We start from the raw sequence: 20,318 nt of genomic DNA, 5'->3' as shown, positions 1-20,318 counted from the left end.
AGGCCAACGCCTTCCCATGCCCTATATAGGGCTAACAACGCGTTCTGTGACGCGGGCGGACGCAAATCGGGACTCCTGCCATGACCGACACGACCTCCATCAAACACCCGGCACCGTTAACATCGGGTGATTTTACCGCAGCAGAGGAGCCGTTTGCCCTGTTTGCCGAATGGTTTGCCGAAGCGGTCAAGTCCGAGCCGAACGATCCGAACGCGATGGCGCTCGCCACCGTCGATGCCGACGGTCTGCCCGACGTGCGGATGGTGCTGATGAAGGGTTTTGATGCCGACGGTTTTGTCTTTTACAGCCACATCGCCAGCGCCAAGGGCCGCGAGCTCGCCGCAAATCCCAAGGCCGGCTTGCTGTTCCACTGGAAATCGCTGCGCCGCCAGGTCCGCATCCGCGGGCCGGTGACACCGGTGACCGACGCCGAGGCCGACGCCTATTTCGCCACCCGGCCGAAGCAGGCGCAGATCGGCGCCTGGGCCAGCAAGCAGTCGCAGCCGCTGGAGAGCCGCTTCGCCTTCGAGCAGGCCATTGCAAAGGTCGGCGCGCGATACATGATCGGCGAAGTGCCGCGGCCGCCGGGCTGGAGCGGCTGGCGGATCACGCCGCAGCGTTTCGAGTTCTGGCACGACCGCCCGTTCCGCTTGCACGACCGGATCGAATTCCGCCGCGACGGCGCGGATGGCGCATGGTCGAAGGTGCGGCTCTATCCCTGACGCCCTATGGTTGACGCGTTTTCTTTACGCGAACCGGTACCCACTTCGCTTGAAAACGCTCTATTAGACGCGCGACGCCGTTCAACGCTGAAAGGTCGACATGCCCCCGTCATCCAATGCTCCGCGGCGCACGCTGCTCCTGACCGGCGCCAGCCGCGGCATCGGCCATGCCACCGCGATCCGTTTTTCCTCCGCCGGCTGGCGGGTCATCACCTGCTCGCGGCACGCCTTCCCGGAAGTCTGCCCCTGGGGCGCGGGCCCGGAAGACCACATCGAGGTCGACTTCGGCGACCATGACGACACCGTTCGAGCCATCGCGGAAATCCGCAAGCGGCTGGTCAATGACGAACTGCACGCGCTGGTCAACAATGCCGCGATCTCGCCCAAGGGCGCCGGCGGCGCGCGGCTCGGCACCATGGACACCGACGTCGAGGCCTGGCTGCACGTCTTCCGCGTCAACTTCTTCGCCCCGATCATGCTGGCCCGCGGCCTGCTCGAAGAGCTGAAGCACGCCAAGGGCGCCGTGGTGAACGTCACCTCGATCGCTGGCTCGCGCGTCCACCCGTTCGCAGGCGCGGCCTACGCGACCTCGAAGGCGGCGCTGGCGGCGCTGACGCGCGAGATGGCCTCCGACTTCGGACGCGTCGGTGTCCGCGTCAACGCCATCGCGCCAGGCGAGATCGACACCTCGATCCTGTCGCCGGGCACCGAGAAGATCGTCGACCAGCAGATCCCGATGCATCGCCTCGGCACGCCGGACGAAGTCGCCAAGATCATCTACGTGCTGTGCACGGAAACCAGCTCCTACGTGAACGGCGCGGAAATCCACATTAACGGTGGTCAGCACGTCTGAGCGATGGATAGGCTGGTCTGTTCGGGGAAGGGGTCGAAGCGATCCCGGCCGCCGCCGCGGCCGCACTCCAGGGATGGCTTCACTTGGCAGGCATAAGCGTAACAACGCAAACGAGGCTTCTGCCTCTCCGAGGCGAGAGCCTCTAGTCTGCGTAGAACCGACGCGGCTTCTTCTCGCGCGGCTGCAGCGCGATGTCGTTCAGCGCGCTGGAGCACTCGTCTTCGTTCTCACCATCAAGCAGCGCAGCGCCACAGTAGCGGCAAAGCTTCGGCGAGATCGCCTGCACCTTGCCTGAAGCGCGGTCCTGTTGATAGCGCGCAAAGTCGATGACGTTACGCCGTGGCGTTATGATTTTCGCAACCATTGCTGTCCTCCGGCTTTCGAGGCGGGCGTTATCGCAGACAAGTTTCGCCCAAACGTTCAGCGCAACACTCAAATTTTAGCAGAGGAAATAAGGCAGTTGCCTCAATCCCAAAATGCGACGCGCGCGTTTCTCGTTTGAGCATGATCTCCGCGCAAACGCTCCGCGTTTGTCGCGAGGGAAAACCGCTCCACGCTTTTCCGGATCATGCTTTGAAAATAGGCCCTACAGCCACTTCTTCCACTTGAAGATCCAGTACGGCACGACCGCCGCGGCGAGCATGGCGACGAGCGCCAAGGGATAGCCGTGCACCCATTCGAGTTCCGGCATCACCTTGAAGTTCATGCCGTAGATCGAGGCGATCAGCGTCGGCGGCATCAGGACAACCGCCATGACCGAAAACAGCTTGATGATGTTGTTCTGTTCCAGATTGACCACGCCGAGCATGGCGTCGAGCACGAAGGTGATCTTGTTGGAGAGGTAGGAGGCGTGGTCGGTCAGCGACGAAACGTCACGCTGCATGGTCTTGAGCTGCTCGCGCATGTCCTTCGACCATTTCACGCCTTCCACCACCGCCGAGAGGAAGGTGACGAGGCGGCCGATCGAGACCAGGCTTTCGCGGACCTTCGAGGTCAGGTCGCCCTTGCGGCCGATCGCGATCAGGATTTGCGAGTACCGCTTGGCCTGGCCGTGGCGCTCGCTCTCGGGCTCGAAGATGTCGTGGGAGACCTCGTCGATGTCGGCGCCGCAGCGTTCCAGAATGTCGGCACAGCGGTCGATCACGGCATCCAGCAGTTCCATCAGCACCTGCTCGCCGGTGATGGTGGGCGCGCAGGAGCGGGCCAGCTTGTTCTCCACCAGCGCGAACGGCTTCGGCAGGTCGTAGCGGACGGTGACCAGGCGGTGGCCGGTCAGGATGAAGGTGACGGCCGTGGTGCGCGGCATGTCGGTGTCGGATTGGCACATCAGCGTCGCGGTCATGTAGCGCGCGCTGTTCTCGATATAGAGGCGGCTGGAGATCTCGATCTCCTGCATGTCTTCGCGGGTCGGAACCGCGATCCCGGCCAGCTTCTCGACCGCCCGGTCCTCCTCCACCGTCGGGTTCACCAAATCGACCCAGACCGCTGCCTCAGGCAGCGCCGCCAGGTCGTTGGTGGCGCCCTTCTTCAGGGCGAAATCGGACGGGACGTACACCGACAGCATCAGGAACTCCACGAAACGGGGCGGGCAGGACCGGCGGACTTAACGCGATTCTGGTCGGCGCTTCATGACCGGCGCATTAACCGGGCATCCATATTTGTGGCGGCCAAAGGGCGGTAGCGCGGCGCCGACTCGGGGCGACCGTTGCCTGTTTGCACAAAAACCGGCCCGGCGCCAGAACACTTGCGGCAAAAAAGCCACAGATTGTGTCCCGCGATGCGGGAGAAGCATCTAAACGCTGGGAAGAATGGCAGGTTTCGGCAATAATGCCATTAATGGAATCGTGGCGTTTGGGGCGCGATATTGGCGCTTTGAGGCGCAGATTTTCGATTGGAATTTAAATCATGTCGTCGCTGAAAGTTACCCTGGGTATCCTGGCCGCGGGCCTGATGCTGTCTGGTTGCATGCAGGCCACAACCTACGAGGCAACCAACACTTCGAACTTCAAGCCCCGCGACAAGGAACTGCTGGCCAAGACCACCTACGTCAAGACCCCGGTCGCCGAGCCGTTCCGCCGCGCCATCGTCGAGTATCACCGCAAGGAAGCCCCCGGTTCCATCGTGGTCGATTCCGACAACCACTACCTCTATTACGTGCTGAACGACGGCAAGGCGATCCGCTACGGCATCACCGTCGGCGAAGAGGCGATGGCCTGGTCCGGCATCGCCAAGGTCGGCAGCATGACCGAATGGCCGGCCTGGCACCCGACCCCGGGCGAAATCTCCCGCCTCGGCGTCCCGACCTTCGTCGCCCCCGGCCCGGACAATCCGATGGGCTCGCGCGCGATGTATCTCTACTCGGGCGGCAAGGACACGCTGTTCCGCATCCACGGCACCAACCAGCCGGAATATATCGGCGCCTCGATCTCCTCGGGCTGCATCCGCATGACCAATGAGGACGTCATCGACCTCTACAACCGCGTCAAGCTCGGCACCATCGTGGTGGTGCTGGAGCCGAAGCACGGCGATAGCCCCTACAAGCCGCAGATGGCGCTGCAGGGCGGCGGCGGCGCCACCTACTGATCCGCACACCATCGCCAACGCGATCAAGGGCGCCGGCTTTGCCGGCGCTTTTTTGTTGGCTGCGATTTCGCTTCGGCTGCGCCCTTGGGTGCGGCCGCCTCGCCTGACCTTGCCGCATCCGGCTTGCCGTCGTCGGGCTTCGACGTGTCGGCCTTCGACCTTTCGTCCTTGCCGCCGTCGGATTTGGCGGCGACCTCGCGCGGCGGCGCCTCCTCGGGGCGCTCGGCCGGCAACAGCGGCGCTGTCTGCGGCAGCGGGTCATACACGTCCCACTGGCAGATCCGGTAGTTGTTGCGGCGCTCCATCAGGTCGAGATGGATGTGGTCCTCGTGATACCAGTCCGAGCCGGGACCGAGCACGGTCGAGAAGCGGGTGCAGACTGAATGCAGCACGGTCTCCCGCAAGCTGCGCGGCACGCTGCGGTCGGTCAACGAGATCGACTTGCCGTCGGCAAGGCCGAAGGCGCGCACGTCGAGCGCATTGGCGCGGCCGTGCTCGGAGAGCAGCGCACCGGCGACACGGTTGCGGCCGCGGCACTCGAACGAGTCGAAATTGTCGAGCGCGCTGATCGCGCCGCCCTGCCCCTGCACCAGCGGTGCGATGTCGGAGCGGATCCAGTCGGCGACCGCGCTCGCCATCTTGCAGCGGAGAATCGCGGCCGGCTTCACCGCGACCTTGCGCTTGTCAGAAAGCACGATCGCCTCCAGCCGCACCAGATCCTCGCCGCCGCAGCCGCCCGCGCCGTGAATGTCGGGAATGCTCGGTGCGATCGCGATCTCCTCGGTCAGCGCCTGCCGGCAGGCCGAGGGCTGCGGCGTGGCTGTTTCGGCCGGCTTGGCTGCCTCGGCAGGTTTGCTGGTCTCAGCAGGCTTGGCCGCCTCGGCGGGCGCTGCCGATGGCGCCGGCTTGGCCGCGGGCCGATCGGGCTCGGCCGCAGCCGGCGCCTCCGCCGGGCGCGGCTTCGGCAACGGCACGACGGCGCGGCGCACGGGCGCGCGCGGCCGGTGCGGCCGTGTGCCGAACAGATCGTCCCACGGAAAGCCCGCCGAGCGACGGGCGGCGTCGGCGGGACCCGCTTGCATGCCAAGCCACAGCAGCGCGACCGTAGCGGTAACCATTGCCGCGCGGGCGCGACCAAACGCGCCAACAGGCCATTTTCGGCTTGCTTTCTCCGCGCTACAGTTCATGTCAGTTCCATGATTTCACTGCCGGCCGCCCAAGATGCCGGCAGATCATGCGCGAGGATTGAGGAGGGATTTGCGTATGCTTGGCTTGATGCAAGACTGGCCTTTGCTGTGTCACAAGATTATCGAGCACGCCGCGAAATATCACGGCACGCAGGAGGTGGTGACGCGGTCGGTCGAAGGTCCGATTCATCGCACCAACTACGCCGAAATCCATGCCCGCGCGCTGAAGGTCTCGCAGAGCCTGGAACGCGACGGCATCAAGCTCGGCGACCGCGTCGCCACCATCGCCTGGAACACCTGGCGCCACCTCGAGGTCTGGTACGGCATCATGGGGATCGGCGCGATCTGCCATACGGTCAATCCGCGGCTGTTTCCAGAGCAGATCGCCTGGATCATCAACCACGCCCAGGACCGCATCGTCATCACCGACCTGACCTTCGTTCCGGTGCTGGAGAAGATCGCAGACCAGTTGCCGAGCGTCGAGCGCTACATCGTGCTGACCGACAAGGCGCACATGCCGCAGACCACGCTGAAGAACGTGGTCGCCTATGAGGACTGGATCGCGGCCTCCGACGGCAAGTTCGAGTGGAAGACCTTCGACGAGAACACCGCGGCGGCGATGTGCTACACCTCCGGCACGACCGGCGATCCCAAGGGTGTACTGTATTCGCACCGGTCCAACGTGCTGCATGCGCTGATGGCGAACTCGAAGGACGCGCTCGGCACCTCCGCCTCGGACACAATGCTGCCGGTGGTCCCCTTGTTCCATGCCAACAGCTGGGGCATCGCCTTCTCCGCGCCCTCAATGGGCACCAAGCTCGTGATGCCCGGCCCCAAGCTCGACGGCGCTTCGGTCTATGAGCTGCTGTCGACCGAGAAGGTCACCCACACCGCCGGCGTGCCGACGGTGTGGCTGATGCTGTTGCAATACATGGCCGCCAACAATCTCAAGCTGCCCGACCTGCAGATGGTGATCTGCGGCGGCTCGGCGATGCCGCGCTCGATGATCAAGGCCTTCCTCGACATGGGCAGCCAGGTGCGCCACGCCTGGGGCATGACCGAGATGAGCCCGCTCGGCACGCTCGCCACGCTGAAGCCGCCGTTCACTACGCGCACCGGTGAGGAGCGGCTCGACATCCTGCAGACCCAGGGCTACCCGCCGTTCGGCGTCGAGATGAAGATCACCGACGATGCCGGCAAAGAGCTGCCGTGGGACGGCAAGACTTTTGGCCGCCTCAAGGTCTCGGGTCCTGCGATCGCCAAGGCCTATTTCCGGCTCGATGCCAGCATCCTCGACGACGCCGGCTATTTCGACACCGGCGACGTCTCGACGATGGACGAGCACGGCTACATGCGGATCACCGACCGCTCCAAGGACGTGATCAAGTCCGGCGGCGAATGGATCTCCTCGATCGATCTGGAGAACCTCGCGGTCGGCCACCCGGCGGTGGCGGAGGCCGCCGTGATCGGCGTGCATCACCCGAAATGGGACGAGCGGCCGCTCTTGATCGTGCAGCTCAAGCAGGGCCAGAGCGCGACGCGCGAGGACATTTTGAAGTTCATGGACGGCAAGATCGCGAAATGGTGGATGCCCGACGACGTCGCCTTCGTCGATGGCATTCCGCACACCGCCACCGGCAAGATCCTGAAGACCGCGCTGCGCGACCAGTTCAAGGACTACAGTTTCCCAAACGCCGCAGCGTGACGATTTACCCTCTCCCCTTGTGGGAGAGGGTGCCGAGCGAAAGTGAGGCGGGTGAGGGGTTCTCTCCGCGGAGACAGACCCCTCATCCGGCGCTTCGCGCCACCTTCTCCCACAAGGGGAGAAGGGAAGAACACGCCCGCCGTGGCCCAAATCCCTTGAATTTGCCGCAGGTCCATGGTCTCACGGGGCCATTGGCGCCCGGCCTCATGGCCCGGCAAGCAGCAACCGGCAGATTTGAGCGATAATGGCCCGCAGGTTTTCCGCTCCCTACCAGGAGGAACCCTTCTCCGGTCTCGCCACCTGGTCGCGCAACCTCGCCATCTTCTCCGTCGTCGCGGTACTGGTCTCGATCATCATCGTCCGCTTCGGGTTCCTGGAGGTGAAGCCGGCGCTGGCGACCTTCTTCGGCGCGCTCGGCTGCGCTGCGCTCTCGATCCTGATCGGGCTCGGCGCCTTCGCCGCGATCTGGCAGAACGGCACCCGCGGCATGGGCCGCATCCTGCTCGCCTTCCTGATCGACGCTGCCGTGCTCGCCTACCCCGGCTACCTCGCCTATCAGTACCGCAAGCTGCCGCGGATCTACGACATCACCACCGATCCGATCGACCCGCCGAGATTCGAGGCGCTGGCGCGCCTGCGCACCGGCGAGGGCACCAATCCCGCGGTCTATGCCGGCCTCTATTCGGCCGAGCAGCAGCGCCGCGCGTATCCCGATATCGAGACCGTCGAGCTCGAGATTCCGGTCGACCGCGCCTATGAGGCGACGTTGCGGCTGGTGCATCGCCGCAAGTGGCTGGTCATCGACGAGCGCGCACCGCAGCTGCCGCGCCGCATCGGCCGGATCGAGGCGGTGGCGCGCACGCCGATCATGGGACTGCGCGAGGACGTGTCGATCCGCGTCACGCCCGACGGCGACGACTCGCGCGTCGATATCCGCTCGGCCTCGCGCTATTTCGACACCGATCTCGGCAGCAACGCCGCGCGGGTCAAGAAGCTGATCGAGGACATCAACACCGCGGCCGAGAACGACAAGGACAAGCCGGCAAAGAAGGCGCCCGCTGCGCCGAAGGCGCCGCCCGCGAAGACGGTGAAGAAGTAAGGCGCCGCCATACCACTGGTGCGCTCCCTCGCCCCGCTCTTGCGGGGAGAGGGTTGGGGTGAGGGGCCTCTATCCGCGGGCACCACGGTGAGATCGAACCTGTGGCCTGCCCCTCACCCGAAATTCGAGCTGCGCTCGAATTTCGACCTCTCCCCGTGAAGTACGGGGAGAGGTTAAGAGGCCAGCCGGTACGTCCCGCCGATCACGGGATCGCCGTCCGTCACTACGATGCCGCGTCCGACCAGGTCCTCCAGATGCGCCAGCACCGAATAGCCGGCGGCCGTGGCAAGCCGCGGATCGAGGCCGATATAGATCGCACGCACCATGGTCGGGATGTCGGCCTCGCCCTTGCCGAGCCGATGCAGGATCGACGTCTCGCGCGCCCGGCGGTGACGCGCCAGGAAGCGCACGAAGCGCGGGCCTTCCGGAATCTCGGGGCCGTGGCCAGAGAAATAGAGCTGCTCGGGCCGCTGCTCCAGCCGCTCCAGCGAGGCCATGTAGTCGATCATCGAGCCGTCGGGCGGCGCCACGATCGAGGTCGACCAGCCCATCACATGGTCGCCGACGAAATTGATGCTGCGCTCGGGCCAGGCAAACGCCAGATGGTTGGCGGTGTGGCCGGGCGTGGCGACCGCCTCCAGCGCGAAGCCCGCGCCCTCGATGACGTCGCCATGCTTGACCTGCACATCGGGACGGAAGTCGCGATCGGCACCGGATTCCGGATTGTGCTTCTCGCTCTCGAAGCGCGGCCGCGAGGCGCGGTGCGGCCCCTCGGCATAGACAGGCGCGCCGGTCGCGGCCTTGATCCGCGGCGTATTGGGCGAGTGATCGCGATGGGTGTGGGTGACCAGGATATGCGTCACGGTCTCGCCCTTGACCGCATCAAGCAGCGCTTTGGCATGCGCCTCGTCATCCGGACCGGGATCGATGATCGCGACCTTGCCCGTTCCCACGATGTAGCTGACCGTGCCGGTGAAGGTGAACGGGCTCGGGTTGTTGCAGAGCACGCGGCGCACGCCGGGGCGGACCTCTTCGACCACGCCCGGCTTCAGCGGAAAATCGCGGTTGAACGGGATGTCGTCGTTGTCGGTCATGGTGACCTCCCTGGCGTCATTCCGGGGCAGCCCGACAGGGCTGAACCCGGAATCTCGAAGTGAGGGAAAAGAATGCGGCGCGAGATTCCGGGTTCGATGCTGACGCATCGCCCCGGAATGACGGCGCCAGGGACCTTACGAAAACGCCTGGATGCCGGTGATCGCGCGTCCGAGGATCAGGGCGTGGACGTCGTGGGTGCCCTCGTAGGTGTTCACGGTTTCCAGGTTCGCGGTGTGGCGCATCACGTGATACTCGATCTGGATGCCGTTACCGCCGTGCATGTCGCGCGCGACGCGGGCGATGTCGAGCGCCTTGCCGCAATTGTTGCGCTTGACGATCGAGATCATCTCCGGCGCCATCTTGCCCTCGTCCATCAGGCGGCCGACGCGCAAGCTGGCCTGCAGGCCGAGCGCGATCTCGGTCTCCATGTCGGCGAGCTTCTTCTGCACCAGCTGGGTGGCGGCGAGCGGCCGGCCGAACTGCTTGCGGTCGAGCGTGTACTGGCGCGCGCGGTGCATGCAGTCCTCGGCGGCGCCCATCGCGCCCCAGGAGATGCCGTAGCGGGCGCGGTTGAGGCAGCCGAACGGGCCCTTGAGGCCGGAGACGTTGGGCAGCAGCGCGCTCTCCGGCACCACGACGTTGTCGAGCACGATCTCGCCGGTGATCGAGGCGCGCAGCGAGAGCTTGCCGCCGACCTTCGGCGCCGACAGGCCCTTCATGCCCTTCTCCAGGATGAAGCCGCGGATCTGGTTGTCATGCGCGGCCGACTTGGCCCAGACCACGAAGACGTCGGCGATCGGCGCGTTCGAGATCCACATCTTGGCGCCGTTCAGCTTGTAGCCGTCGGCGACCTTCTCGGCGCGGGTCTTCATGCCGCCGGGATCGGAACCGGCGTCCGGCTCGGTCAGGCCGAAGCAGCCGACCCACTCGCCGGTCGCAAGCTTCGGCAGGTACTTCTTGCGCTGGGTCTCGTCGCCATAGGCGTAGATCGGATACATCACCAGCGAGGTCTGCACCGAGTTCATCGAGCGATAGCCGCTGTCGACGCGCTCGATCTCGCGCGCCACCAGGCCATAGGCCACGTAGCTCGCATTGGCGCAGCCATATTCCTCCGGCAGCGTGACGCCGATCAGGCCGAGCTCGCCCATCTCGTTGAAGATCTCGCGGTCGGTCTTTTCTTCCAGATACGCCTTGGTGACCCGCGGCAGCAGCTTGTCCTGCGCATAGGCCCGCGCGGTGTCGCGGATCAGCCGCTCGTCTTCGGTGAGCTGGTCGTCGAGCAGGAACGGATCATCCCACTGGAAGCTGGCCGCAGCCGGCTTGTCCTTGGCCTTGGGGCTCACGCTCATGAAACATCCTTTCGCATCGTGTCTCGGAAATTGGCGGATAAATTAAAGCGCTATGCTGCAAAGCGCAATTGGTGATCCCTTCACCGTCATTCCGGGGCTCGCGAAGCGAGAACCCGGAATCTCGAGATTCCCCGGGGCGCAATTGCGCCCCTGAGGTTCTCGCTTCGCGAGCCCCGGAATGACAATCGTCAGCTATCGAACTTCTCGTTCGACACGATCTCGATGCCGAAGCCGGACAGGCCCTTGTAGTCGTGCACCGACGAGGTCAGGTTGCGGATCGAGGTGACGCCGAGATCGCGCAGGATCTGCGCGCCGACGCCGACTTCGCGCCACTGCTTGTGGCGATCGGCCTCCGCCGATTTGCTCTCGCCGACCGGCTCGACCGGAACGCCGGCCGCGCCGTCGCGCATGTATACCAGCACGCCGCGGCCGGCGTCCTTGAATTGCCGCAGCACCGCTTCCATTCGCGCCTGGCCGGTGAACAGGTCTTTCACGATGTTGGGCTTGTGCAGCCGCGTCAGCACATTCCGGCCGTCGCCGATGCCGTTATAGACGAAGGCGGCATGCATGATCTCGTCGAACGGCGAGCGATAGGCATAGCCCTGCAGCGGGCCGATCGGGCTTTCGGTGGTGAAGGTCGCGACCCGCTCGATCAGCTTCTCGCGCGCCTGGCGGTAGGCGATCATGTCGGCAATCGTGACGTGCTTGAGCTTGTGGGCGGCGGCGAATTTCGCGACCTGCTCGCCCTTCATCACGGTTCCATCGTCGTTCATCAGCTCGCTGATGACGCCGACCGGCGGCAGGCCGGTGAGCTTGCAGAGGTCGACCGCGGCCTCGGTATGGCCGGAGCGCAGCAGCACGCCGCCGTCGCGGGCGATCAGCGGGAAGATGTGGCCGGGGCGTGCGAAGTCGGCGGAGCCGGCATTTGGATTGGCGAGCGCGCGGCAGCAGGAGGCGCGTTCCTCGGCGGAGATGCCGGTGCCTCCATCGGGCTTGTAGTCGATCGAGACGGTGAAGGCGGTGGTGTGATTGGACTCGTTGTGCGCCACCATCGGGTCGAGCCGCAGCCGGCGCGCATCTTCGGTGGTGATCGGCGCGCAGACGATGCCGGAGGTGTGGCGGATGATGAAGGCCATCTTTTCCGCCGTGCAGAACGACGCGGCGACGATCAGATCGCCCTCGCCTTCCCGATCGTCATCGTCGGTGACGACGACGAGTTCGCCCTTCGCAAAGGCTTGCAGCACTTCCTGGATCGTATCGGCCATTGTCCTGACGTCTCACTGTTCGCAGCCAGTGGATTAGCCGGGTTCCGAACGGCGCGCCAGTATCATTATGCAACCCGCCATGCGTTGGACAGGTATGCCAGGGCCTTTCACCTCTCCCATAGGGAGAGGTCGGATCGCATCGCTAGATGCGATCCGGGTGAGGGGTTGCGATCTCTCGCGGGACCTGAGCCGGCGCTACGCGCCGACCTCTCCCCGATGGGGAGAGGTGAACCAGTGCGCCGCCTTACGGCAGCACCTCGCGGCGGTCGCTGAGCTTGCCGTCCATCTCGGCGCGCTTGTCGTCGAGCAGGCCGGCGTCCACGGCCTCGATCACGGCATAGAGCTCGCCGGCGTCGCTGAGCCGGGTCACCGTGACGTAGTCGGCGCCGGCGGCATAGAGGTCGTCGACATCGGCCAAGAGGTCGGCGGTGGCGACGACCTTCGCGGTCGGGTTCAGGGCGCGGACATGGCGCACCAGCTTCTCGTTGTCGGCGCCGACCAAGAGGAAATCCGGCACGCTCAGGATGATGATCTCGGCCTTGCCGATCCCGGCATGGACCAGGGTGTCGACATTGCTGATGTCGCCATAGATCACGTGCAGGCCGCGGTCGCTCAATGTGCGGAACACCAGCGGATTGAAGTCGACGACGCTGATCTGCTCGAGCAGCGACTGGTTCTGCCGCTCGATCTGGCTGAGCAGCGCGCTCGCCGCGCGGAAGAAGCCGAGAATGACGATGCGCCTGATTTCGCCATGACCGCCCTCGTGACCAGCTTCTTGGCCGCCCTCGCCCTTGGCCTCACCGGCCTGGCCGTGATCGAGGTCGCGCAGCCCGATCCGCTTCAACGGCCCGATCAGGCCGCGCACGATCTGGTCGCTGCGGCCCATGGCAAAGGTCGAGAGCACCGCCAGCACCACGAAGGCGAACGAGGCCGCGCTCGCGGTCTCGGTCGCGATGTGGTTGGCGGCGGTTCCGGTCTGGATGATCACCAGCGAAAACTCGGAAATCTGCGCGAGGTTGATCGCCGGCAGCAGGCTGGCGCGCAGGCCCTGCTTCATCAGGTAGAGAGGCGTGAAGGTCGTCAGCAGCCGGCTCGCCACCGTGAACGCCGCGATGATCAGCGCCAGCCCGATCACCGAGAGTCCCGGAATCGGGATCGTCATGCCGAGCGCGACGAAGAACAGCGTGATGAAGAAATCCCGCAGCGTCGTCACCTTGGCGGTGACGTCGAGCGCGTAGGGGAAGGTCGAGAGCGAGACGCCGGCGACCAGCGAGCCCATCTCGCGCGACAGATGCAGCCGCTCGGCGATCTCGCCGATCAGGAAGCACCAGGCCAGCGCGCCGAGCAGCACGAGCTCCGGCCGGCGCGCGATCTGGTGGAACAGCTTTGGCAGCATGTATCGGCTCAGCACCAGGGCAGTCGCGACCAGCACCGCGACGCGGGCGATCGAAATCAGCACGACACTGATCTGCAGATTGTCGAGGCTCGGCTGCACCGCCAGGAACAGGATTGCGAAGATGTCCTGCAGCACCAGGATGCCGAGCGTGATGCGGCCCGGCAGTGTGTCCAGCTCGCGCTTCTCGTACAGCACCTTGACGATGATCACAGTCGAGGACAGCGCACAGGCCACGCAGAGATAGATCGCGTCGAACTTGCCGCCTCCGAGCGCGAGGCCGATAGCGGCAAAGAACAGCGCCCCGATCAGGCAGCCGCCCAACAGCTGGCCGGCGCCGGCGAACAGGATCACCTTGCCGGCGCGGATGATTTTCTTCAGGTCGATCTCGAGCCCGATCATGAACAGCATGAAGATCAGGCCGAGCTCGGAGATGACGCTGATCGATTCCTGGGACTTGACCCAGCCCATGCCGAATGGACCAATGAAAAAGCCGGCGATAAGGTAGGCCAGGATCAGCGGCTGCCTGGAGAAATGGGCCATCAGCCCAATGCCCCAGGCAAACAGGATACAGAGGGTGATATCGCGAATAAGTTCGTGCATGCGCCAAGTTTTTCTGTTGCCGCAACCTAGAGGGCCCGGCGTGAGGATCAAACGAGCAATGTGTCACATCCGCGCAGGCGGCATTTTTCTGGCGATTCTCAGCTGCCTGCTTACCCTGCGCATGGGCGAGGCTGTAGCGCAAGGCGCCGGAAGTATTGAGCAAAACTTTGCAAGTTCGCTGACCGCGATGCCCTCGGAAAATCTCGCCGCCTCCGGGGCCTTCTACGTGCCGGTCTATTCCAGCGTGACGATGAGCCAGGGCAAGCTGCGGGCCGATTTCTCGGCGACGCTAAGCGTGCACAACGCCTCCGAGACCAAGCCGCTGGTGCTGAAGCGGATCGCCTATTTCGACACATCAGGCAAGATGGTGGAGAGCTACCTGAAATCGCCGGTGGCGCTAAAACCGTTTGCGACCATCGAGATCTTCATCGCCACGGCGGATACCCGTGGCGGCACCGGCGCCAATTTCGTGGTGGATTGGGCGGCCGCGGGCGAGATCGCGGAACCGGTGGTCGAGGCCCTGATGGTCGGCAGCGTCGGCCCCGGGCACTATGCCTTCATCACCCAGGGCCGGCCGATCAGGCTGGTCGGCAAGAACTGACCTCAGGGAAGGCCGCTCCCGGCGGCGTTCTCAATGACAACAACACGGAGCGAAACAGCCATGTCCACCTCAGCCCAGTTCGATTTTGCACCCCTGCTCCCGGCCGGCCTGCCTGCGCCGGCGGCGCGGTGGACCGGGCTCGCCAAATACAGCTTCGTCGGCGGCAACAACGATCCCGACCAGGTGCCGGTCGATGGGCTGCTGGAAGCGGTCAACGCCGTGCTGAAGCGCGAGGGCCGGAATCTGGCGACCTACAACCTCGCCCACGGGCCGCAGGGTTATCTGCCGCTGCGCGAATTCCTCACCAAGAAGCTCAAGCGCGACGCCGGCATTGCCTGCACCGCGGACGAGATCATGATCGTCTCCGGCTCGCTGCAGGCGCTCGATCTCGTCAACCACACCCTGCTCGCCAAGGGCGACACCGTGCTGATCGAGCAGGAGACCTATCAGGGCTCGCTGAACCGGCTGACCCGGCTCGGGGTCAACGCGGTCGGCATTCCCCTCGATGCCGAGGGCATCCGGATCGACGCGCTGGCAGCAGCGCTCGCCGACCACAAGCGGCGCGGCATCACGCCGAAATACACCTACACCATCCCGACGGTGCAGAACCCGACCGGCTCGATCCTGCCGGAAAGCCGCCGCGCCGAGATGCTGAAACTGTCGCGGGAATACGGCGTGCCGATCTTCGAGGACGATTGCTATGCCGACCTGATCTGGAGCGGCCAGCGGCCGCCGGCGATCTACGCCATGAGCAGGCATGGCGGCGTGATCCATATCGGCTCGTTCTCGAAGTCGATCGCGCCGGCGCTGCGCGTCGGCTTCATCGTCGCGCCCTGGGAAATGATGTCGCGGATGCTGGCGCTGAAGACCGACGCCGGCTCCGGCGCGCTGGAGCAGATGGTGCTCGCCGAATATTGCGCGCCGCATTTTTCCACCCACGTGCCGAAGCTGACCAAGGGCCTGCGCGCAAAGCTCGACACCCTGATGGAGGCGCTCAACGAGCAGTTCGGCACCGCGGCCGAGTTCGAGGCGCCGCAGGGCGGCATCTTCCTCTGGGTCAAGCTGCCCGACCATGTCGATACGCTCAAACTCTATCAGGCGGCGCTCGCCGCCGGCGTCTCGATCAACCCGGGGCCGGAATGGTCGACCAGCAAGGCCCACTCCGGCAGCCGGCTGCGACTCTGCTTCGCCAGCCCCTCGCATCAGCAGATCCGCGAAGGCGTCGCCGTGCTCGCCGAGGTCTGCCGCAAGGAGTTCGGCGTGCCCGCGCGCAGCAGCAACGTGGAGAAGCGTGGTTAGCTGTTCGCTTGCGGCGCGATGGATTGCTTCGCTTCGCTCGCAATGACGGGGTGACTTCTATCCACGTCATTGCGAGGAGCGGAGCGACGAAGCAATCCATCTCTCCGCGTGCTCCTCACCTCACCGCAAACGGCGACTGGTAGGGCCGGCCGAACGGGACGCCGTTGACCACGGTCTGCACCGGCTTCAGCAACAGATTGCCGTCGCGCTTGTTGTTGCGGGTGTCGACAAAGGACACCGGGCCCTCGACGAGGTCCATGATGGCGACGTCGCCGGGCGCGCCGCGCTGCAGCGTGCCGAGCTTGGGCGTGCGGTTGATGATCCGCGCCGGCCCTGACGTCGCCATCGCCACCACCTGCTCCAGCGAGGAGCCCATCGCCAGAAACTTGCTCATCACGTTGGGCAGGAACGGGATGCCGGGCGAATTGCCGGAGAACACATGGATGTCGGAGGAGATGGTGTCCGGTGTGCAGCCGCCGGGAATGGCGATCTCGGCGACCGTGAAATCGAAACTGCCGCCGCCATGGCCGACGTCGAACAGCACGCCGCGCTGCTTGGCCGCGAGCGCCGCCGGCAGCAGCCGGCCTTCCTGCACGATGTTGGTGAAGGCGCCCGACATGTTCGGCGCGCCGGAATAGGCATGCGTCAGGATATCGCCCGGCCGCAGCAAATCGAGGATGTCGCTCATCAGCTCTTTGGTCTCGACGCCGCCGATATGGACCATCATCCGCGCCGGCCAGCCGCACATCTCGCAAGCCTGGATGCCGCGCTTCAGCGGCTCGAGCCCGTGCTTAAAGATCACGTTCTCGGACATCCGCACCTTGACCCCGATCAGGAAGTCCGGGTTCTCGGCGAGCGCCATCGCACAGGCTTCGACCTGGGCGTTGTCGATGTTGTAGAGCTCCGCCACCGGAAACGCCGACAGGCCGTTGTTGGCGATGTGGACGAAGGCGTAGATCCGCGCCCGCGACTGCGCCACGATGTAGCGCCGCAGCGCGGCGAGATTGTTGACGCCGGCATCGCCCGCCGACACCACGGTGGTGGTGCCCTGGAATTGCACCAGCTCGTCGGCGGGAATCCCGATCGCCGAGCCGTAGGGGTAGACGTGGCAGTGCAGGTCGACGAGCCCGGGCATCACGAGCTTGCCGGACGCGTCGATGGTCCTGGCGGCGCGGTCCGCCGCAATCTCGTTGTCGATAGCTTCGATCACGCCCCAGCGGATGCCGATGTCGCGCTTGCCGCGCAGCGACTGGCTCGGATCGATCACGTCGCCGCCCTTGATCACGAGGTCGAACTTGTCGTTCGGCCCCATCGCGGCAGCGGCGGGCCCCGCGATCGCAGCGGCGGCGGCCGATCCTGTTACTTTGAGAAAACCACGGCGTGAAAATCCGCTCATTGGCAAGCCCCCCAGTATGATTTTTATGGCGCGATGATGCGTCGGGTGGGGTGGTTAGGCAAGACCGCCGACACGGCCATACGCGCTCGCTCATGGGTTGTGCGCGGCAACCAACCGAGCTGAGCTGCGGCCGTCCTGCTGAACAGCCGTTCAGAAAACTCCTCAGGTTCCGGAGGAACGTTTCAATCGCTGTCCTGTTTGATCCTCACCCAATTGAGGAGGATGAGATGAAAAGGATTAGCTTCGTTCTTGCGGCGATCGGTGCACTCGCGGTGGCGGTTCCGTCGATCGCGAGTGCCGAGACCGTCGTGATCAAACGCGGCGGCTACCATCATCACTGGGATCGCGGCTACGGCGTCTATGGCGCGATGCGCCATGATCGCGGCTGGCACAATGGCTGGCGCCACCATCATCACGACCGGACCGTGGTGATCAGGCGGTCCCACGGCTACTAAGCAAAAAGACTACTGAGACCGACACAACGGAAATGGCTCCCTCGCGGAGCCATTTTCTCTGCGCAGATTCGTAGCGCGGGCAAGGGTGCGCGTTAGCGATGTGCCCACCATCACGAGCACGCAAAATGCCGCGACGAAAATGACTCAGATGTGCTGCGCCATGATCCGGCCGGGCCGCGCGTCCGGCCGCGGCTCGATGTCGACCGACCACAAATCGTGGTTGTCGACATCCTTCAACGTCACCGTCATGACACCGGTCTTGCCGTCGATATCGACGCGGCCGAAGAATTGCAGGCCGAAGCACGGCGCGAGGTTGTCGCCCTGCTCTGCGTTGCAGCCCTTCTGATACATCGCCTTCGGGCCAAAGGTGTTGTCGAGCTCACCCGGCGACCAGGTGCCGGCATGCAGCGGGCCGGAGACGAATTCCCAGAACGGCTCGAAATCCTGGAAGACGGCGCGGTCCGGATCGTAGTGATGCGCGGCGGTGTAGTGCATGTCGGCGGTGAGCCACACTGTGTTACGGACGCCCGCGCGCTTCATGAAGGACAGCAGATCGGCGATCTCGTGTTCGCGCCGCGCCGGCGGCCCGTCGCCGAGCGCAACGGCATCGAGGCTGATCAGCCCGATCGGAAGATCAGCCGCGATCACCTTCCAGGTCGCGTCCGACGCCACCAGTTCGCGCTTCAGCCAGGCGAGCTGGCTCTGGCCGAGGATGAACGCCTGGTCCGGATCGCCCTCCTTGTTCCAGCTGGCATCGCGATAGGAGCGCATGTCGATCATGAAGACGTCGAGCAGCGGCCCGTAGCCGATCTTGCGATAGATCCGCCCGTCGCGCTCCGGCATCAGCCGCATCGGCATGAATTCGTGGAAGGCGCGGCGCGCTCGCGCCACCAGGCGCGACGTGCCGTCATCGTCGTAGCCGGTCGCATCGGTGGTGCCGACCGGCGACCAGTCGTCGGCGACCTCGTGGTCGTCCCATTGCGCGAACATCGGCACCTCCGCATGGAAGGCGCGAAAATGCGCGTCGAGCCAATTGTATTTGTAGTTGCCACGAAACTCGTCGAGGCTGTGCGCGACCACGGATTTTTCCACCGTGACGATGTTGCGCCAGACTTCGCCGTTCGGCAGCGCCTGCTCGGCCGGCACCGTGCAGTCGGCATAAATGTGGTCGCCGGAATGGATGAAGAAATCGGGGCGCGCGTTCAGCATGGTGCGGTAGCTGCGCAGGCCCCCGCGGGCGGGATCGATGCCCCAGCCCTGCCCGACCACGTCGCCGGACCAGACGAAGGAGACCGAGCGCCGGTCGACTGGCGCGGTGCGGAAGTGCCCGACACGGCTCTCGCCGGCGACGCCGTCGCCGTCATCGAAGCGCACGCGATAGAACAGATCCTGCCCCGGCGGCAGGCCGTCCAGCAGCAGCTTTGCGGTGAAGTCGCGCTCGGGCAGTGCATCGGCGGACGCGGTGCGCAGGACGGTTGCAAAGCTCTCGACCGCGGAGCATTCGACCTGCATCCGCGCGGCGCGATCGGCGCGCGCCCAGATCACCGCGGAGTCGCTCGCGACGTCGCCGGACTGAATGCCCGCGAGCCCAGGCCGATCGGCGGCCCCGCTCAGATAGGGTTTTGCCAGCGCCCCCAATCCCGCCAGCGCCGCCGTCGACGCCGAACGCACCAGCAGCTGACGCCGGGTGAGGCCTCGCCTCCTCGCGCAGATCGCCATCGAACAACCTTCGTCGAATCGCGACGACGGTTGTGCCTGCGCTGCTTGACTCCACCCTTACGGTTTCTTGACTCCACGCCGACGGTTTTGCGACAGCGGGATGACGTGGGCTGTGATTGCGAGGAGCGACAGCGACGAAGCAATCCATCGTTCCGCATATGCGGACCCATGGATTGCTTCGCTTCGCTCGCAATGACGGTGCGGCAACAATTGTGCACCTCCATCACCGTCACCCTGAGGTGGCCGCTTCTTCAGCGGCCCTCGAAGGGTCGACGGCCCGGCTGGTGGCCGATTCATCCTTCGAGGCTCGCCGAAGAGGCTCGCGCCTCAGGATGACGGGTTCGTAGGGGTGCGCGGGCTATACCGACAAGCGCGGCGCGGCCTAGCAGCCGCGCGCGTCAGCGCCAGTTGCAGATGCCGCCGGAGCGGCAGGGCCAGGTCTGGATCCTGACGTCGCGGGCTTGGGCATCGAGCGGGTTGCTGTGGCGCCGGGTCAGTTTGGCGCGGGCGGGAAAGTGGGTGGCTGCACGCCGCTTCTCATGCGCCGCGGGCTTCTCATGCGCCGGCGTCTTCTCATGCGCCGCTGGCGGCTCCACACGAGTGGTCTGCACCGCCTTCTTTGGCGCGACCTTGGTCTCCTCGACCTTCGGCGCCACACTGGCCTGCGGATCGCTGCTGTGGTCGGCCTTGGCTTCGACCGGGACCGGCTCGAACTGCGCCGGCGGGCCGAGCCGTTTCGGCGACAGCACCGCCTTGGAGAGGTCGAGGCTGAAATACTCGTTCGGGCGATACTCGTCGGCCAACGCCACGCCGCCCAATGCCAGCGACGCGGTACAAATAGCTGCAACACAAAGGTTTTTCAGAACCATGAAAAACGGCCTCCCGAAATACACACGGGAACATCGATCATGTAGGAACCCGGCCGCGCAAATCCAGCCGATGCTGCAAGCACGGTTACCGGTCAACTATAGCGGCCCAGAGCAAGTTCCCTAAG

18 protein-coding genes are annotated in these 20,318 nt (G+C 65.1%); 8 read left to right on the top strand and 10 right to left on the bottom strand.

Going from position 1 to position 20,318, the window contains the following annotated elements:
• Positions 1-80: 80 nt before the first annotated feature.
• Both pdxH and XH93_RS12970 read left to right on the top strand, forming a co-directional pair.
• Complete coding sequence (pdxH, locus tag XH93_RS12975; RefSeq protein WP_194473801.1) at positions 81-722, top strand: pyridoxamine 5'-phosphate oxidase; 642 nt, start codon at positions 81-83, stop codon at positions 720-722.
• Between the two features lie 100 nt (positions 723-822).
• The gene (locus XH93_RS12970; protein WP_139487416.1) at positions 823-1,575 is read left to right on the top strand and encodes an SDR family NAD(P)-dependent oxidoreductase; all 753 of its coding nucleotides are present in this window, start codon (positions 823-825) and stop codon (positions 1,573-1,575) included.
• A gap of 142 nt (positions 1,576-1,717) precedes the next feature.
• Here the strand turns inward: XH93_RS12970 and XH93_RS12965 are convergent, their stop codons facing one another.
• Both XH93_RS12965 and XH93_RS12960 read right to left on the bottom strand, forming a co-directional pair.
• On the bottom strand, positions 1,718-1,939 hold the full coding sequence (locus tag XH93_RS12965) for a hypothetical protein (RefSeq protein WP_194473800.1): 222 nt from the start codon (positions 1,937-1,939) through the stop codon (positions 1,718-1,720).
• A gap of 222 nt (positions 1,940-2,161) precedes the next feature.
• Positions 2,162-3,139 (bottom strand): magnesium transporter CorA family protein, encoded by a 978-nt coding sequence (locus XH93_RS12960; RefSeq protein ID WP_139487414.1) that lies wholly within the window; start codon positions 3,137-3,139, stop codon positions 2,162-2,164.
• A 341-nt stretch (positions 3,140-3,480) separates the two neighbouring features.
• Between XH93_RS12960 and XH93_RS12955 the strand changes: the two genes are divergently transcribed.
• A complete protein-coding gene (locus tag XH93_RS12955; protein WP_139487413.1) occupies positions 3,481-4,158 on the top strand; it encodes a L,D-transpeptidase in 678 nt (225 codons plus the stop codon).
• A gap of 23 nt (positions 4,159-4,181) precedes the next feature.
• Here the strand turns inward: XH93_RS12955 and XH93_RS12950 are convergent, their stop codons facing one another.
• A complete protein-coding gene (locus XH93_RS12950; RefSeq protein ID WP_371814996.1) occupies positions 4,182-5,345 on the bottom strand; it encodes an extensin family protein in 1,164 nt (387 codons plus the stop codon).
• 76 nt (positions 5,346-5,421) lie between these two features.
• Here XH93_RS12950 and XH93_RS12945 point away from each other — a divergent pair, with 76 nt between their 5' ends.
• The gene (locus tag XH93_RS12945; RefSeq protein ID WP_194473799.1) at positions 5,422-7,050 is read left to right on the top strand and encodes a fatty-acid--CoA ligase; all 1,629 of its coding nucleotides are present in this window, start codon (positions 5,422-5,424) and stop codon (positions 7,048-7,050) included.
• Positions 7,051-7,294: 244 nt separating this feature from the next.
• Positions 7,295-8,149, top strand: a complete 855-nt coding sequence (locus XH93_RS12940) for a DUF1499 domain-containing protein (protein WP_194473798.1) — start codon at positions 7,295-7,297, stop codon at positions 8,147-8,149.
• Between the two features lie 173 nt (positions 8,150-8,322).
• On the opposite strand, the gene XH93_RS12935 is transcribed toward XH93_RS12940, so the two are convergent.
• The 4 genes from XH93_RS12935 to XH93_RS12920 form a co-directional block, all read right to left on the bottom strand.
• On the bottom strand, positions 8,323-9,243 hold the full coding sequence (locus tag XH93_RS12935) for an MBL fold metallo-hydrolase (RefSeq protein ID WP_194473797.1): 921 nt from the start codon (positions 9,241-9,243) through the stop codon (positions 8,323-8,325).
• Positions 9,244-9,378: 135 nt separating this feature from the next.
• Complete coding sequence (locus tag XH93_RS12930; protein WP_139487409.1) at positions 9,379-10,593, bottom strand: acyl-CoA dehydrogenase; 1,215 nt, start codon at positions 10,591-10,593, stop codon at positions 9,379-9,381.
• Between the two features lie 188 nt (positions 10,594-10,781).
• Positions 10,782-11,858 (bottom strand): 3,4-dihydroxy-2-butanone-4-phosphate synthase, encoded by a 1,077-nt coding sequence (gene ribB / locus XH93_RS12925; RefSeq protein ID WP_194473796.1) that lies wholly within the window; start codon positions 11,856-11,858, stop codon positions 10,782-10,784.
• A 244-nt stretch (positions 11,859-12,102) separates the two neighbouring features.
• A complete protein-coding gene (locus tag XH93_RS12920; RefSeq protein ID WP_194473795.1) occupies positions 12,103-13,854 on the bottom strand; it encodes a cation:proton antiporter in 1,752 nt (583 codons plus the stop codon).
• Positions 13,855-13,912: 58 nt separating this feature from the next.
• On the opposite strand from XH93_RS12920, the gene XH93_RS12915 reads away from it, so the two are divergent.
• Together XH93_RS12915 and XH93_RS12910 are read left to right on the top strand one after the other, a co-directional pair.
• Complete coding sequence (locus XH93_RS12915; protein ID WP_371814994.1) at positions 13,913-14,455, top strand: DUF3124 domain-containing protein; 543 nt, start codon at positions 13,913-13,915, stop codon at positions 14,453-14,455.
• Between the two features lie 60 nt (positions 14,456-14,515).
• Entirely contained in the window at positions 14,516-15,754 is a 1,239-nt protein-coding gene (locus XH93_RS12910; protein WP_194473794.1) for a PLP-dependent aminotransferase family protein, read from the top strand.
• A 115-nt stretch (positions 15,755-15,869) separates the two neighbouring features.
• Here the strand turns inward: XH93_RS12910 and XH93_RS12905 are convergent, their stop codons facing one another.
• Positions 15,870-17,150, bottom strand: coding sequence for an amidohydrolase family protein (locus tag XH93_RS12905; RefSeq protein ID WP_194473793.1), 1,281 nt, complete (start codon positions 17,148-17,150; stop codon positions 15,870-15,872).
• 227 nt (positions 17,151-17,377) lie between these two features.
• Between XH93_RS12905 and XH93_RS12900 the strand changes: the two genes are divergently transcribed.
• Entirely contained in the window at positions 17,378-17,605 is a 228-nt protein-coding gene (locus XH93_RS12900; RefSeq protein ID WP_194473792.1) for a hypothetical protein, read from the top strand.
• Between the two features lie 144 nt (positions 17,606-17,749).
• Here XH93_RS12900 and XH93_RS12895 read toward each other — a convergent pair whose 3' ends face one another.
• Together XH93_RS12895 and XH93_RS12890 are read right to left on the bottom strand one after the other, a co-directional pair.
• Positions 17,750-19,324, bottom strand: a complete 1,575-nt coding sequence (locus XH93_RS12895) for an alkaline phosphatase (RefSeq protein ID WP_194473791.1) — start codon at positions 19,322-19,324, stop codon at positions 17,750-17,752.
• Positions 19,325-19,722: 398 nt separating this feature from the next.
• Positions 19,723-20,193, bottom strand: a complete 471-nt coding sequence (locus XH93_RS12890; protein WP_194473790.1) for a hypothetical protein — start codon at positions 20,191-20,193, stop codon at positions 19,723-19,725.
• Positions 20,194-20,318 lie beyond the last annotated feature (125 nt).

Origin of the sequence: Bradyrhizobium sp. CCBAU 51753 (assembly GCF_015291565.1) — a bacterium.
In the GTDB taxonomy this organism is placed as follows: domain Bacteria; phylum Pseudomonadota; class Alphaproteobacteria; order Rhizobiales; family Xanthobacteraceae; genus Bradyrhizobium; species Bradyrhizobium ivorense.
Note: the sequence above shows the minus strand (reverse complement) of the source record. Positions and strands in the feature narration are given on the sequence as shown.